This is a genomic window from Collinsella sp. OM04-5 (assembly GCF_003439125.1).
GTDB lineage: Bacteria > Actinomycetota > Coriobacteriia > Coriobacteriales > Coriobacteriaceae > Collinsella.
Genome location: NZ_QSUU01000001.1, coordinates 25,334 through 40,824, shown reverse-complemented (window position 1 = coordinate 40,824; position 15,491 = coordinate 25,334). Strand labels below are relative to the sequence as shown.

Sequence of the window (15,491 nt, the reverse complement as noted above, 5' to 3'; positions counted from 1 at the left end):
ATGCCCAACAAACCCGTGAAGATCATCATGCTTACCGGATACCTCGGTGCCGGCAAGACCACGCTGCTCAACCACATCCTCGCCAACGACGGCGGCATCCGCGCCGCCGTGATCGTCAACGATATCGGCGAGATCAACGTCGACGCCAGCCTTATCGCCGACGGCGGCCTTTCCGAGACCGACGACCTTATCCCGCTTACCAACGGCTGCATCTGCTGCACGCTTTCGGACGACCTGGCCAACCAGCTGCAGGGCATCGCCGATTCGGGCAAGTTCGACTACATCATCATCGAGGCCTCGGGTATTTGCGAGCCTATCCCCATCGCCTACACCATCTCGAGCTTCTGCGACGAGGCCAAGGTGGGCGGCGAGCCCAAGCTCGCGCTCGACAACATCGTGGCCGTGGTCGACTGCGCCCGCATGTACGACGAGTTCAACGGCGGCCGCGACCTGCTGGCCGAGGATATCGACGAGGACGACATCGAGAGCCTGCTCATCCAGCAGATCGAGTTTTGCTCCACGCTGATTCTTAATAAGACTGACACCGTCACCCCCGAGCAGATCGCAGAGCTCAAGGCCATTGTGCGCAGCCTGCAGAAGGACGCCGTGATCGTCGAAGCCCAAAACGGCGAGGTCCCCATGGAGGAGCTGCTCGACACCGGCCGCTTCGACTTTATGCGCGCCTACAACTCCGCCGCTTGGATCGAGGCCATGGAGCATCCCGAGGAGCACGACGACCCCGAGGTGCTCGAGTACGACATCGAGACCTTTGTGTACTCGCGCCGCAAGCCGTTTGACCTGCAGAAGTTCACCGATTTTGTTGAGCAGGAGTGGCCCGACGAGGTCATTCGCGTCAAGGGCCCGCTGTGGCAGAACGGCAATCCGGACATGTGCTACATGTTTGAGCAGGCCGGCCACCAGATGCGCCTGATGGAGAACGGTCTGTTTGTCGATTCTGCGCCTGAGGGCGAAAAGCAGAAGATTATCGACGAGAACCCCGAGATCATGCAGATTTGGGACGACGAGACGGGCGACCGCATGACGAGCCTGTGCATCATCGGCCGTCACATGGACAAGGACGCGCTCATCGCCGCCCTCGATGCCTGCCTGACCGACTGGCACCGCGCCTAGGGTTATCGAAGCGAGCGTTTTCCGCCCACGTAACCGCCTAACCACCACGAAGGTGCCTGTCCCCTTCGTGGTGGTTTTTCATTCTGAGCCAAGGAGATTCATGTTCAATATCGTGCTGTATGCGCCCGAGATTCCGGCCAATACGGGCAATATCGGCCGCACCTGCGTGGTTACCGGCGCCCGCCTGCATCTGGTGGAGCCACTGGGCTTTTCGCTCGACGACAAGACGGTGCGTCGCGCCGGCCTGGGCTACTGGCAAAACTTGGACGTGACGACCTATGCCGGCTGGGAGGATTTTCTTGCGCGCAACGGCCTCTCCCCCGCCGACGAGTGCCTGCATCTGCTGACCAAAAAGGCACGCCGCACCTATGCGCAAAGCACCTACCGCGACGGTGACTATCTGGTCTTTGGCAGCGAGAGCTCGGGGATTCCCGAAGAGCTGCTCGCAGCGGCGCCTGAGCGCTGCGAGCGCATTCCTATGCTGCGCGATTGCGACTCACTCGATAATGCCGAGGCCTGGGGAGCCCACGAAGAGTCGCTCGGACATACCGAGGACAGCCACGAGGCCATCCTTCAGCAGGATATCTGCGGCAACTTTGTAGACCCGGACGACTACCGCATCAGCGCCCTCAACCTCTCCAACAGCGCCGCCATCGTCCTCTACGAGGCCCTCCGCCAGACAGGCTTCCCCGGCATGTGACAAAGGGACTGTCCCTTTGTCACATATTGCACCTACTGATTTAAATGGAATTAACCGGTTTTAAACGCTTTTAACTAGAAAAGATGCCAGTATATTACTAACTTTTACTGAGTTGCACCGTATGGGTTTCTATGCTTCTACCCCGTAAAGGACAGGAACCCCGCAGCAAATGGTCCCCACACATCAGAATTCAACTTCAAATACAAATGATTGCCGGAGTTCTCGCTTAGCTTGGCTTGTCAGGCTCGAATTCGCCCTTATGTTCAGTTTGCTGCATGCCTCGTCGATAGCCATAGCAAGTGATACAGACATGGTCATGGCCGTTTCACTTTTCAATTCGACCCGATAGCTCTTCGCCTTGTTTTTATCCTCTCCACCACATCTCGTCTCAATTAACAAGAGAACATCTGAGTCATGGGCATACCAATGGAGCTCAGGGCGCTGTGGAACCATGTCGCCCTCAAATTCCTGTGTAAACAGAATTTTCTTCTCGCTTCTCGTTGAATCGCTCAAGGAACCGTCGATTCGAACCGAGCCCTTCTTTCCCGCCTTGGCATTTCCCTTAACCTGGCGGCCTCGCCGAGTTTCCTCGTACTCCGTCACCTCCAGCTTGCAGCGCTTCGCGCCAAGCATGAACGCAATCCGTCTCAACTCGGCCATCTTGTCTTGTTGCATGGTTGCAAAATAAGAGTCAAGGTCAACAAAGCGAGACCGATCAAAAGCATCTATGTAATATGTGGAGTAAAGAGATGGTTTAGGATAGAAAGACAATTCGCTATCCCCGATTGCCTCGCGGTACAGATTGAAAATCTGCGTGCCCTTAACAGTATCCAGCCAACCAATAGCATCTCTACAGGCGTCGATGCCCCGGCGCTCATTTCCGTCAACAATTCGAATCATGTTCGGCAAATGGAATGAAGGACTCTGATAGGTCTCCTTGGTTACCGGCCTGTATCTATTAAGCTGCTGCTGGTATGCCCAATCGTTGACCGCGTCACCGATATCCGCAGCAGTACCTGCCGCACCATCGGCCGCATCAGCAATAGCTGCCAAGGCGTCATCGACCAGCGGAGTTGCAGCACGCATTGCACCATCGGCAACTTTCTGTACGGTTGCAACCGCGCCCGCCATCGCGCTTCCGGCGCCATCAACCAACCCGGCAGCGGCCTTACGGATATCAAAACTCTGCTTATGTCGCGGCGGCTCCTCCCTTTCGACAACAGCCAGATCGTCTTTATCCTCCATTGTGACCTCCTATTTCCGATAGTCGAAATCAACCGTATATTCATCGCCAAATGCCGAGTTGAAGGTAGTGTCGAGAAAGGTGGTGTAGTGCCCGATCAGAAGCGAGCCGGCCCCAGCGATCTGTTGCCGTTTATCCAACATGCTATTCACCCCTACTCAAACGCAACGTCAACATTGACGTCATCGCCGCATAAGGCTTTGACCTGTTTTTCGATAAGGGCGCAGGCTCTATCATCAGATTCTTGGAGCATATTGCTTTCCTTGACCTTCTTGGTCTGCTCTTTCTTTGCCTGTTTCAATAACGTGTTTAGATCATCCGTGCTTACTTGATTCCAGTTAAGAAAGCCATTGTCCTCAACATATTTCTTAAGCGTATTGGGGTCTGTCGAGAACGAGGTGATCTCCGAGTGAGGCAGTATAACCTTTACGCTCTTGACCTCTGAATTCTTATCGGCCATATTAGCCCGTACGATTGTAACCTTCATCTTATCGGCATCGATCCCGATGTCAGCTTTGCCGTCAATCGTTGCGACATATCGCTTAGACGTAAAGGGGTTTTCCCACCCAAGCGGATTGCCCGCCTCATCAATTGAAAGCAGCTGGGTGAAGTTGTACTCGTACGTCACGAGCTTAACGACTGGCGTGATCTCCTCGCGAATCGAATCATCGCTGATCGTTGTAGGATTACGCGTCAATGACATCCAGATACCCCAGGCAACCGCTAGAACCGTAACAACGACTAACCCGCCAAAGGCAACCTTTTGCGGTATCGTTGTAAGAAATTTTGTTTTTGCCATCCTGTTTCACCTTTCCTTTATTGCCCCGACGTTCCCATCATCTTCCAGCGCGAGCATGATGGCACGAATCATTCCGTCAACGGCTCAATGCAAAGCGCGACCGTTCAAAGAAAACGGCCGCGCTTTCTTTTCAATTCCCGCGAACTATTCCTTGACGCTGTAACCCGACACCGTCGGCGCAAGCCTCGAGGCGTCAACCTCGCTCATTACCTCAAACTTCACCTTCTCGCCAGGCGCCCAGGCAGATGTATCTGCGTAGCATTCTTCCGCCCTCACACCATCGGCATCGTAAAGGGCAACGTTTAGATAAACGTTTTCGAACGATATGTCAGAGGTATTTTCGACGATTGCGGTGTACGTATAGAGACCGTAGCCATCATCACTTTTCTCAAAATTCGCCGATGAGAGCAAACCGTTGATAACCTCATCGTTATGCGTCTTCTCCTCTACGGTCCTACCGTTCTTAATTAGCTCGTCAAACTCATCTTGATACTCGTCATCGACTGTTAAGTCATATCGATCGACCAGTTTCTTAAGCTGTGCGGATCGTGCGTCGTAGGCCTTTTCCCATTCCTCGTAGTACTTAGGATCAGATTCCGCATACTTCTTGGTAACATCAAGCTGATTGTCAAGCAGGTTGAGATAGGCGATGACATCTTCCTGCATCTTAGCGTCTTTAAAAGGCGCCTTTTTGAGTTCTTTGTCGTTATCGATCTCGGTTTTAATTATCTCTTTTCGCACTTTATTCGAGCTTAGATCAGCATCTTCTCCAAGCGATTCGATATAATCCGACCGCTTTTGATAACCTTGAGCAATCACAGCCATTGCACGGTCATCGGCATAATCAGGTTCATCATTTTTCTTCTCAGACTGCGAACAGCCGCTCAGCAGAAGCGCCCCACAAAACACCATCGCAAATAGCGCGGTCACCAGAGCCATTCCATAACGCCTTTTCATTTCGTCCTCCTTTAAATACAAAACAAAACACGATATATAGCCCTCGTCAAAAAGCAGACGAATTGGCAACGCGGTGGCACTATTTGGTTCAAGGGCGTGAACTGGATAAACATCGAGGGAAGGAGTGGGCTCTGTGTAATTAACTCCCCTCGTCAAAATGTCTAGCTAAAGAGGACGAGCAGACGACAAACGGTCAAAACTGGTCGCGTCCGCCCGTCTCCAACGATCGAACGTCGAGACGCTGACGTTCAAAAGCGCAGCAGCCTCTCGCCTCGTAACCTCTCCCCCTTCGAATAATTTGATGACATCGCGATAGCTATCTGGGCGTTCGAATGCCGGCCTTCCAAATTTCACGCCACGCAAACGCGCCGACGCGATGCCCTCCGCCTGGCGTTGCTTGATGTTTTCGCGCTCTAGCTGCGCCACATAGCTCAAGATTTGAAGAACCAGATCCGCCATGAACGTTCCCGTAATGCCATCAGGCTGCTCGCGCGTATCGAGCAATGGCATATCAAGCACCACGATGGCAGCATTCCTATCCACCGTGATGCGTCGCCACTCATCGAGGACTTCACGATAATTGCGGCCCAAACGATCGATACTTTTGATCACGAGAACGTCGCCTTCGCGCAGCCTGCGAAGAAGACGCTGGTACTGGGGACGCTTAAAGTCCTTACCGCTTGCCTTGTCAGCATAAATCTGGCTCCGTTGCACGGGAAACCTTGCCAGCGCGTCTAATTGGCGGCCCAGGTTCTGGTCTGCGGAAGAGACACGCGCATACCCAAAGATTCGATTGTCCATAATTGCCCCTATCGGCTGCCTCTTGGCAGCATCAGCTCAAGCGAGAGCCCACTCACTATAGGGCGTGCAAATTTCGCGAATGGGTTGAGGCCATTTTGACCCTCACGCGAAAACTGTTCAAGCGCCATGCCGACAGATGCTGGCTTTAACGGGAATGTGACAAAGGGACAGTCCCTTTGTCACATTCGGTTAGAGGTAGCGGCCGGTGATGCTTGCGGAGCAGGCAGCGATGTCGCCCGGCGTGCCGACACAGACGATTTGTCCGCCTGCGTCGCCGCCGCCCGGGCCCATGTCGATCACGTAATCGGCATTACGGATAAGATCGAGGTCGTGTTCGATCACGATAACCGTGGCGCCCTTGGCAACGAGACCGTCGAACACGCTCAGCAGCACCTGAACATCGAGCGGGTGCAGGCCGATCGTGGGCTCGTCGAACACAAACACGGCATCATCCTGCACGCGGCCCATCTCGCTCGCGAGCTTAAGACGCTGCGCCTCGCCGCCCGAAAGCGCCGGTGTGGGCTCGCCAAGTGTGAGATAACCCAAGCCCAGGTCGTGCAAGGTCTGCAAGCGCGCCTGAACCTTCTTGAGTCCCACCGTGGCGTCGAGGGCCTCGTCCACACTCATGTCCATAAGCTGCGGCAACGTCAGCAAGCTCCCGTCCTTGCCCTCGCGATGGATATGCGAAGCCGCATCTGCATAACGTGAGCCGCGACATGCCGGGCAGACGATCTCGACGTCGGGCAAAAACTGCACGTCGAGCGATATCGAACCCGTGCCATCGCACGTAGGGCAGCGCAAAGCGCCAGTGTTGTAGCTAAATGCGCCTGCCTTGTAGCCGGCTGCCTTGGCCTCGGGCGTGCGGGCGAAGGCGCGACGCAGTTCATCATGGATGTCGGCATAAGTCGCTACCGTCGAACGCACGTTGGCACCGATGGGCGTGGCGTCTATCAGGTTGGCACGTGCAATGCCCTCGGCATCGACCCAACGCACGTGTTTTGGCAGGCGCTCGCCGGCTGCCTGCGCCTTAAGTGCCGGGATGAGTGTCTCGAGCACCAACGTCGTCTTACCCGAACCCGAAACGCCCGTCACCGCGACAAGGCGACCGCGCGGGATATCGACTTCGAGCGGTTTGACGGTATGGATGGCATCGGTCGCCATGCGGATATGGCCCCGGTCAAACATTTCGTCGTCAGGCACCTGCGGACGCAAGCGCTCAGGCTCCGAGCGCAAAAATGGGGCGATGCGGCTGCCCTGCGATTCTTCGACCTCGCCTACCGCGCCCGCGGCGATCACATTGCCGCCGCCTGCTCCGGCAACGGGGCCCATCTCGACCAGATAGTCGGCTTCCGCCAGTACGCGCGTGTCGTGGTCGACAACGACCACGGTGTTGCCGTCATCCACCAAATCGCGCATCACGCCTACCAGGCCGTCGACATTGGCAGGATGCAAGCCAATCGAGGGCTCGTCCAGCACATAGAGCACGCCCGTCGATCGGTTACGCACCACGCGGGCGAGCTGCACGCGCTGACGCTCGCCCGTGGAGAGCGTGGCACCGGCGCGGTCGAGCGAAAGGTAATCGAGGCCCAGATCGACCAGTCGACGGGCCGTGCTCAAAAACGAATCGCAGATATCCGTCGCCATGGGCTGCATCTCGGCCGGCAAGGATGCGGGCACCCCGCGCACCCACTCAATCGCCTCACCCAGCGTCATAGCCGCGGCCTGCGCCAGATTGATACCGCGCACCTGGGGATGGCGTGCGGCCTCGGAGAGACGCGTGCCGCCACAGTCACGGCATGGCCCCTCGCGCAAAAAGCGCGCCACGCGCTTGAGGCCCTTGTCGTCCTTAACCTTGGCGAGCGCATTCTCGACGGTATAGACAGCGTTGTAATAGGTAAAATCGAGCGGCGTGGCGCCCTCGCCGTTTTTGGGAACGTAGAGAATGTGCTTTTTAACCGCCGGACCGTGGAACACGATGTCGCGCTCTTGAGGCGTGAGCTGGTTAAACGGCACGTCGGTGCGCACGCCCATCTCGCCAGCCACCTGCTTCATCAGATCCCACATGAGTGTGCCCCAAGGAAGCACCGCGCCCTCGTTGATAGTCTTGGACTCGTCGGGCACCAGGCTCGCCTCGTCCACCTCGCGCATGACGCCGGTACCGCCACAGGTGGGACATGCACCGCCGCTATTGAAAGCCAAATCCTCGGCACTCGGCGCGTAGAACTCGCGGCCACATGTCGGACACGTGAGCGACAGGCCTGCAGCCACGTTAAGGCTCGGCTCCACGCGCGCCCCGCAATGTGGGCACACGTGATGGGCGCAACGGCTAAAGAGCAGACGCAGACTATTGTTGAGCTCGGTCATGGTGCCAAAGGTCGAGCGCACGCCTGGCACACTAGGACGCTGATGCAATGCGAGTGCCGCCGGCACGTGCAACACCTCGTCCACCTGAGCATGCTCTGCCTGTGTCAGCCGACGGCGGGTATAAGTGCTGAGCGCCTCCAGATAACGACGCGAGCCCTCGGCATACAGAACCCCCAGCGCCAGCGAGCTCTTGCCCGAACCCGACACGCCGGCAATACCCACGAGCTTTCCCAGCGGAATATCGATATCGATGTCCTTGAGGTTGTGGACACGTGCACCGCGCACCTCGATAGCACTTGGCTGTTGCGACACCGCCATCGCTCCCCTTCCTATTGATCGAATGTGACAAAGGGACAGTCCCTCATGTCACATTACTCGTGCCATAAAATGTGATCGCGAATGTACTTGCCCAGCATAGGCACGCTAAACCGGACGAGGCCGTATCCGGCAGCCTCGATGACGCGCTCGCGAATCAGGCTCGCGCGGTATTTGCTCGCCCAACTCTGGGTACGGTCGCAGCGCTCAATGATATCCGCCATGCGCGTCGGCTTGCCCTCGTCTACCGCCATGGCCTCGATAAAGAGGCGCTGCGGACTGCGCAGCCCGTAATACAGAGGCGCGTCAACCGCTTCGTAGAACTCGGAGACGGCATCCGCATGGCCATCCTCGACATCGCGCCTTTCAATGACTTGCGAGCCACGCCGGACAGCAGACCGCCACATGTAATATCCCACCAGCTGAACCATATAGGGATGCCCCATGCTCTTGTGCGCTGCAAGGCCCGCCGTCCCTGCATCAACGCAAAGGCCAGCACATTCGACCGTCTGGATATATGAATCACGCACCTGGGGCAAAGAAATCGCCCCCAACGTACGCTGCTGGGCACGCCGCAAAAACGTCACGCTCGGCTCTTCGAGCAAATCGTCAACCATGCTGGGCAAGCCGGCAAAGACCAGCGCAAGACCGCGTTGCTCGCTATCGGGCAAGCCCGTAGCATCCTGATCTCCGAGCACCTGCTGATAGAGAACGGCGAGAGCCGCCAGTTCCTCGATAGACGCAGATTGAGCCTCGTCAATCGCAAACAGGATGCCCTTACCTGGACCGAGCTTCTTGAGACGCTCGTTGACCAGCCCCCGCAACGTCTCGCCTTTTGCCCGCGCCGCCTCAACCGACATCCGTCCAAACGATGGGCCAAACTCCATTGACGTCACAACGGGCTTATTCGAGCGAAGCGCGTCGGCCAAGCGGTCACATAAGCCAAGCGAAGCGGAATCGGAGACAACCGCCCATCCGCGCTCACTGGCCAGACGTTGCAGCTCCCGCAGGAGAACTGTTTTGCCACAGCCGCGGTTTCCTGTAATGAGCATGAGTCTGCCCGGCGCTCCGGCACCGTTATCGAGCCCTTCCTCAAAATCTTCGATGACCGACTCGCGACCGATGAGTATCGGAGGTCGTTTACCAGCCGTTGGCTTAAAGGGATTTGGGTTCATGTCGGCCTCCTCGGATTAGCAAACGCTGGTAATAGTTATACCAACTTATACCGAGTTATACCAACTCAATGTGACAAAGGGACTGTCCCTTTGTCACATGTGGCCGAAAAATTCCGCGTCGGCGGAGCGATAGGGGCGGAAAGTGGCGGGATCGACCTTTACGTGCGCCGCGGCGGGTACGTCGTACCATTTGACCGTGTAGCCGGCGCCGTGGGCGCAAAAGACCGAGTCGGGCGTGTTGGGCAGATCGGCCTCGGGCTCATAGGCGGCCGCCTCGATGACGCGCTCGGCATCATGGCATGCCGCATAACCGGCGAACTCAAGGTACAGATGTCCGCGGCCGCTCGTGTAGGCAGCCACCTCCAGCGCATAATCCTGTACCTCGGATGCTGGCACGCGACCCACAAGCTTCGCCCGGTCGCCCGCCATCGCCGGCGGCTTGTACTCGGCGCCCATGCGCGTGACATCCGAAAGCGCCCGGCCCACGCACTCCCCCGGCACCTCGAGCTCAAAGCGATACCACGGCTCCAACAACACCGCCGCGCCGGCCTCGCGCGCCTGCATCAAACCCTGGCGAATCGCGCGGTACGTGGCCTGGCGAAAATCGCCGCCCTCGGTGTGTTTGGCATGCGCGCGGCCGCCCGTGAGCGTAATGCGCACATCGGTGATGGGCGAGCCCGTCAACACGCCCAGGTGATCGCGCTCCATAGCGTTGGTGAGCGCCAAACGCTGCCAGTTAAGATCGAGCTCATCGGTCGAGGTGACGGTGCCAAACTGCACGCCCGAACCCGCCGGCAACGGCTCCAAGCGCAAATGCACCTCGGCATAGTGGCGCAGCGGCTCAAAGTGGCCCACACCCTCGACCGGCCGCGAAATAGTCTCCTTATAGAGAATGCCGCCGGGCTCAAACGCAACCGAAAGGCCAAAGCGATCGGCCAACACCCGCTGCACGACCTCGAGTTGCACGGCGCCCATCAACTGCAAATGGATCTGCTCAAGATGCGTATTCCAGCTTACGCCGAGCATGGGATCTTCGTCCGCCAACTCACTCAGCGCTTTAAACACCGCATGAACGTCGTGTTCGCCCGGCAGCACCGTATAGGTGAGGACCGGAGCGATGACGGGCGCATCGCCCGCGGGCTCCGTGCCCAGGGCGTCCCCTGGGCGAACGTGCGCAAGACCCGTCACGGCGCAAATACCGCCAGCAGCAACTTCTTGGGCAAGCTCATACTTCTCGCCGTTATAGATGCGTACCTGATCGACCTTCTGTTCCCACGCCTCGGCACTGGAATGCCCGCTGATCATCTGTTTTGCGCGCAGCGTGCCGCCGGTCACTTTAACCCAAGCCAAGCGCTCGCCACGATCCCCGCGGCTGACACGATAGACGCGCGCGGCAAACTCCGGGAGCCACGCCTGCTCACGCATCAGCGCGCATATACCATCCAGTAGCTCGTCAACGCCTTGGTCCTTGAGCGCCGAGCCGGCAAAGCAGGGAAAGAGCTTGCGCTCGGCAACCATGCGCGACAGCGTTGCGACAGAAAGCTCACCCGCTTCAAGAAACTCCTCGAGCGCCGCTTCGTCCAACGCAGCAGCGTCCTCCTGAACGGCGGCGCCCGCCAGCAGCTCGTTGGCATCCAGGCAGCCCTCGGAAAGACGCTGCCCGAGTTGTGCCAGCAAAACATCGCGGCCGGGATTCTCCAAATCGATCTTGTTGATGAAGATGAACGTCGGGATGTCATAGCGTGCAAGCAGGCGCCACAGGGTTTCGGTGTGCCCCTGCACGCCATCGTTGGCGCCCACCACCAGAATCGCGTAGTCCAGGGCACGCAGTGTGCGCTCCGCCTCGGCAGAAAAATCGACATGGCCGGGAGCATCCACGAGCATGACGTGGGTATCGCCGTGGTCGAGCACGGCCTGCGACGAGAAAATCGTGATACCGCGCTCGCGCTCGATCGTGTTAGTGTCCAGATGCGAATCGCCATCGTCCACGCGGCCACGCTTGCGAAGGCGGCCCGCGTTGAACAGCATGGCCTCGGCCAACGTGGTCTTGCCGGCATCGACATGCGCCAAGATTCCAACGACCGCTTGCTTCGACATGGCTCTCCTCTTATTGCAAGCCCATCGCACGCGGCAACGGGCGTTCACGCTCCACACTGGATGATACAATTTACGGGCCGGTGGGCGAAGCGGGCCCTATCCCCCGACCGAGCTCATCGCCCCGCGTTGCCGCGCGGCGATTTTCGTAGGTTCGCGCCTTGCGAAAGCCGGCACCTCCCCTTTTTGTCTGCCCGGGTTCATCTGGGGCGGTAACAATGCGAGTCCCACAACGACGCGTTTTACCAAAAATGGCCCCACTCGGGGCCATTTTTTATTTGAGCTGGGTGATGATACGTGCCTTGGCTCCTACGCCTCGCGCAGCCAATCAAACGCGACACGCGCCGTGCCGTCGGACACATAGACGATACCGACACGCTCGAACCCCGCCTTGGCGATGGCGCCCTGCATGGGCAAGTTGTCCTCGTGCGTGTCAATACGCAGATGGTCGGCGCATTCCTTGGCAAAGGCAAACATCGCCGCCGCGATACCGTGCACGGTGCCGTCGGATGCCACGCGATGCAGCACGGCATACGGAGTGTCGCTGCGCCATTGACCGTCCTCAATCACGTCATAGCACTCGTCCGGACCCGGTAAAAAGGCAAACGTCGCCACCACGCGGCCGTCGACTTCGCACACGTAACTGCCACCAGCGGCAATATCGGCAGCCAGCTGCTCGGCCGAAGGCGTGCCCTCGGGCCACTGCGTGGCGTTGCCATGCGCGCGCATAAAGGCGCGGGCCGCGTCATAGATAGCCATGACGGCGGGAATGTCGGTATCGAGGGTTTTTCTGATCATCACGCGGCGACCTCACGTTTATTGGTATCACTTTGATTGAGCAATGATACCAACGTTTGGAAAGGGCAAGGAGCGGATGGGAAGCAAAAAGCGAGCCGCCTGGTCAAAGGCCAAAAGCGAGTTTTTGGGCGCTGCCACCGGCGGCGATATGAGCGACCTGTTTGCGCGCGAGGACGAGCGCCGCGATGCCCTGGACGCCGAGCGCGATGAGGCTTGGCGCTACAAGTCGTGCGAGCGCAAAAACCGCTACGACACACGCGCCGAGGCCGAGGCCGTTATGGCCGACTGCGAAAACCGTGGACGACGTGGCTTGGCCTGCTACAAATGTGAATACTGCGGCGGGTGGCACCTGACGTCGCACCCTTGGAAATAGGCGCCGCATCGGCGCGACACTCACGCAGCGGCGCGGCACCGACACATCGCCGGCCATCGCACGCAAACTACGGGCGCGGCGGCACCAAAACATCGTAGCGGACGGCCTTGCCCGCAAGCTGATAGCTCGGCTTAACGCCGGCAAGCAGCGGCCCCTTCACCGGCCGCTTGATAACGACCTTGCGCGGGTGCGGTGCAAGCGCAGCTTCGACCAGCGTCTCCTCATCGGCGCACGGCTGCTCCAAATGGTGCAAGAGCTGGAACTTCTTTTTAACCGCCGCGCTCTTGGTGCGCTCGGGAAACATGGGGTCCAGATACACCACGTCGGGAGCCGCGAGCTCACCGCGCTCGACCAGCTCAGCCGTATGGCGAAGGCCGGCAATGCTGTCCTCGCCCGCATGTAAGCGCATACGCGCCACGGCAGTCGCAAGCGCCGGATCATCCGCCGCGCGGTCCAAGGCATCCTTGAGGAGCGCCGCGATCACGCAGTCCTGTTCATACAGATCGACGGTAAAGCCCGCTGCCGCCAGCAGCAGCGAATCCTCGCCAAAGCCTGCCGTGGCGTCAATCGCCCATGGCTGCTCGATGCCTTTTGTGCGCGCGGCCTTAACCAGTAGCTCTTGCTGCAAACGGCCCTGCTTGAGCCGTGGAAGCATGCGGCCAAAATCGGCACGCAACTCCATCGTGCCGTCGGTGAGCGTAAGGCCCTCGGACGTCCGCACGAGCTCGAGCCCAGCAGCCCGAGCAACAGAAAAGGGATCGACGACGCCCATGGACACTCCTTAGCAAGCAAAACGAATACGTGAGCGCCACCTCAGTTGGCACCCAACCGTCCGTTATTGTCCCACATGCGACATGGTCCACAGCATCCCAATGCAAAGCACAGCCATCAATACCGTGCACACGGCAGCGATCACAGAATCACTCATGCGCCTTCCCAGTGACCGCGGCTCATCCACTTGCTTGACTCCGTACATCATGGCTCCTCCTTCGGTCCAGCTCTTACCATGGCCTCATCATCGCAGCGCCGCGCATGCGCTGCCATCGATTTGACTTACGTCCAGCTTTCCTTTTTGAAAGGTTGAACCGTGCAGGCAAGAGACGCTTTCAGGCGCATGCATCGCCGCGTTGAACTACAATGTGCTTCACCATATGTGCAGCACATAGGGTGCGCCAGGTTGGCGTACTCGTATCGAAAGGACCAGCCATGAGCTTCACTCGCAAGACTCTCAAAATCCTTGCCCTGATTTATTTTGTTCTGGGCATCGCCAGTCTCGTCATTGGAATCGCCGGCATCGCGACCGGCAAGTTCGAGTCCACCTACGGATCGAACGCCATGCTCGCCGCGGCCGTGATTATCGCCAAGGGCCTCATCGATCTTGCCGCGGGCGTTGCGGGCATCAAGGGTGCCAACAAGCCTTCGCAGGTTGACGGCGCGTTTAAGCTCGGTATCGTTGCTGCAGTCGCCACGCTTGCCCAGGCGGTGCTCACGCTTCCCGCGTTTGGCGGCGACGCCATCAACTTTGGCGCCTTTGTCATCGTGGTGTACGACCTGTTCTTTGTTCAGCAGGCGCACGCCATCAAGGCCGAGAACAAGGACCGCCTGTAAGCGCTCGCTTCTCATAGCCTCTGCAGCCAAGCAACTAAAAAGGGCCGATCGCGCATCTCCGCGGTCAGCCCTTTACGTTTGCCCAGATAAAACCTGCCAAAATAAACCTGTCCCTTTTTGGTAGGTTAGTGGCGGTACTCGGCGATGATGAAGTCGATATCGGTCTGAAGGGTGTCCAGGTTTGCCATGCGCTCTTTGTCGGCAGGGCGCGTGCGGTAGTAGTACGGCGTCATCTGGAACACCGCCTCGATGTCGGCCTGCGTCTGGAGCGTAATGTTCGCAGACACCCGCTGCGTTCCCACCAACTCGAGCTCGGTCGTCTTCGGCAGCTTCTCGTCGTTAAGGTACGGCGTGTCGTAGAGCACCTCCTTGAGCCCAAAGAGATGACGGGCGCCCGGCACCACGGTGTAGAGCGAGCCCTCGGGCGCCAGCACGCGGGCAAACTCGCGCTCGTTAAAGGGGGCAAAGAGCTCGGTCACCATATCGAAGGTGCCATCGGCCACGGGGATGTCCTTCATGTTGGCCACGAAGTAGGTCGCATCGCCGCGCTTGGCGGCCAGACGCACCATCTCTTTGCCCAGGTCGAACCCATAAGCATCCACGCCCGGCACCGCACCCATGGCGCTGGTGTAGTAGCCCTCGCCACAGCAAATATCGAGCAAGGTCATGGGGCCGCCCGTAGACGCCGCACGCTCAGACGCCTGCTCGCGCACCAGCTCGACCATCGCATCGCGCAACGGCGCGTAGTAGCCGCGGTTCAAAAAGTCGCGACGACTGCGCGCCTGCGACTTGGGATCGCCCATGGAGTCGCCGCTCTTGGACGAGCGCAGCAGATACAGATAGCCCTCGCGCGCACGGTCAAACCGATGTCCGCCCGCGCATGCAGCACCGCGCTCATCGTCCACCAACGGCTCATGGCAAACGGGACACAACAACATGGCAACTCCTTAGCGCGGACAACACAACGCCCACCATTGTCGCACGCCTCCCCCACCTCGTCATTGGGGACGTTCTTGTTCGACTAGTCATTTAAGAACGTCCCCAATGACTACCCGCACCTTGGAAGGAGTGTCCCCAACTGCCGGCAGAAAAGGAACGTCCCTAAGTGCCGCAATGAGTGCTGCGACGCGCTC

At 58.6% G+C, this 15,491-nt stretch carries 15 protein-coding genes; 4 read left to right on the top strand and 11 right to left on the bottom strand.

The window, feature by feature from the left end:
• Complete coding sequence (locus DXB53_RS00180; protein WP_117582858.1) at window positions 1–1,131, top strand: GTP-binding protein; 1,131 nt, start codon at window positions 1–3, stop codon at window positions 1,129–1,131.
• Window positions 1,132–1,231: 100 nt separating this feature from the next.
• A complete protein-coding gene (locus tag DXB53_RS00175; protein WP_117582857.1) occupies window positions 1,232–1,831 on the top strand; it encodes a tRNA (cytidine(34)-2'-O)-methyltransferase in 600 nt (199 codons plus the stop codon).
• 183 nt (window positions 1,832–2,014) lie between these two features.
• Here the strand turns inward: DXB53_RS00175 and DXB53_RS00170 are convergent, their stop codons facing one another.
• The 9 genes from DXB53_RS00170 to DXB53_RS00135 form a co-directional block, all read right to left on the bottom strand.
• A complete protein-coding gene (locus DXB53_RS00170) occupies window positions 2,015–3,076 on the bottom strand; it encodes a hypothetical protein (RefSeq protein ID WP_117582856.1) in 1,062 nt (353 codons plus the stop codon).
• Between the two features lie 9 nt (window positions 3,077–3,085).
• Window positions 3,086–3,217 carry a hypothetical protein gene (locus DXB53_RS10170; protein ID WP_255413187.1) on the bottom strand — a complete coding sequence of 44 codons (132 nt, stop codon included), beginning with the start codon at window positions 3,215–3,217 and terminating at the stop codon, window positions 3,086–3,088.
• Window positions 3,218–3,228: 11 nt separating this feature from the next.
• The gene (locus tag DXB53_RS00165) at window positions 3,229–3,873 is read right to left on the bottom strand and encodes a DUF4230 domain-containing protein (RefSeq protein ID WP_117582855.1); all 645 of its coding nucleotides are present in this window, start codon (window positions 3,871–3,873) and stop codon (window positions 3,229–3,231) included.
• A 144-nt stretch (window positions 3,874–4,017) separates the two neighbouring features.
• Window positions 4,018–4,830, bottom strand: a complete 813-nt coding sequence (locus DXB53_RS00160; RefSeq protein ID WP_117582854.1) for an FxLYD domain-containing protein — start codon at window positions 4,828–4,830, stop codon at window positions 4,018–4,020.
• Between the two features lie 165 nt (window positions 4,831–4,995).
• On the bottom strand, window positions 4,996–5,631 hold the full coding sequence (locus DXB53_RS00155; RefSeq protein ID WP_117582853.1) for a recombinase family protein: 636 nt from the start codon (window positions 5,629–5,631) through the stop codon (window positions 4,996–4,998).
• A 189-nt stretch (window positions 5,632–5,820) separates the two neighbouring features.
• The gene (locus DXB53_RS00150; protein ID WP_117582852.1) at window positions 5,821–8,313 is read right to left on the bottom strand and encodes an excinuclease ABC subunit UvrA; all 2,493 of its coding nucleotides are present in this window, start codon (window positions 8,311–8,313) and stop codon (window positions 5,821–5,823) included.
• Window positions 8,314–8,366: 53 nt separating this feature from the next.
• Complete coding sequence (locus tag DXB53_RS00145) at window positions 8,367–9,485, bottom strand: ATP-binding protein (RefSeq protein WP_117582851.1); 1,119 nt, start codon at window positions 9,483–9,485, stop codon at window positions 8,367–8,369.
• A gap of 93 nt (window positions 9,486–9,578) precedes the next feature.
• A complete protein-coding gene (locus DXB53_RS00140; protein WP_117582850.1) occupies window positions 9,579–11,582 on the bottom strand; it encodes a translation factor GTPase family protein in 2,004 nt (667 codons plus the stop codon).
• A gap of 306 nt (window positions 11,583–11,888) precedes the next feature.
• Window positions 11,889–12,377 (bottom strand): GNAT family N-acetyltransferase, encoded by a 489-nt coding sequence (locus DXB53_RS00135; RefSeq protein WP_117582849.1) that lies wholly within the window; start codon window positions 12,375–12,377, stop codon window positions 11,889–11,891.
• A 76-nt stretch (window positions 12,378–12,453) separates the two neighbouring features.
• Here DXB53_RS00135 and DXB53_RS00130 point away from each other — a divergent pair, with 76 nt between their 5' ends.
• Window positions 12,454–12,750, top strand: a complete 297-nt coding sequence (locus tag DXB53_RS00130; protein WP_055310006.1) for a hypothetical protein — start codon at window positions 12,454–12,456, stop codon at window positions 12,748–12,750.
• Between the two features lie 67 nt (window positions 12,751–12,817).
• Here the strand turns inward: DXB53_RS00130 and DXB53_RS00125 are convergent, their stop codons facing one another.
• Complete coding sequence (locus DXB53_RS00125; protein ID WP_117582848.1) at window positions 12,818–13,522, bottom strand: class I SAM-dependent methyltransferase; 705 nt, start codon at window positions 13,520–13,522, stop codon at window positions 12,818–12,820.
• Between the two features lie 434 nt (window positions 13,523–13,956).
• On the opposite strand from DXB53_RS00125, the gene DXB53_RS00120 reads away from it, so the two are divergent.
• On the top strand, window positions 13,957–14,358 hold the full coding sequence (locus DXB53_RS00120) for a hypothetical protein (protein WP_117582847.1): 402 nt from the start codon (window positions 13,957–13,959) through the stop codon (window positions 14,356–14,358).
• A 125-nt stretch (window positions 14,359–14,483) separates the two neighbouring features.
• On the opposite strand, the gene DXB53_RS00115 is transcribed toward DXB53_RS00120, so the two are convergent.
• A complete protein-coding gene (locus tag DXB53_RS00115; protein ID WP_117582846.1) occupies window positions 14,484–15,296 on the bottom strand; it encodes a putative RNA methyltransferase in 813 nt (270 codons plus the stop codon).
• Window positions 15,297–15,491: the final 195 nt, after the last annotated feature.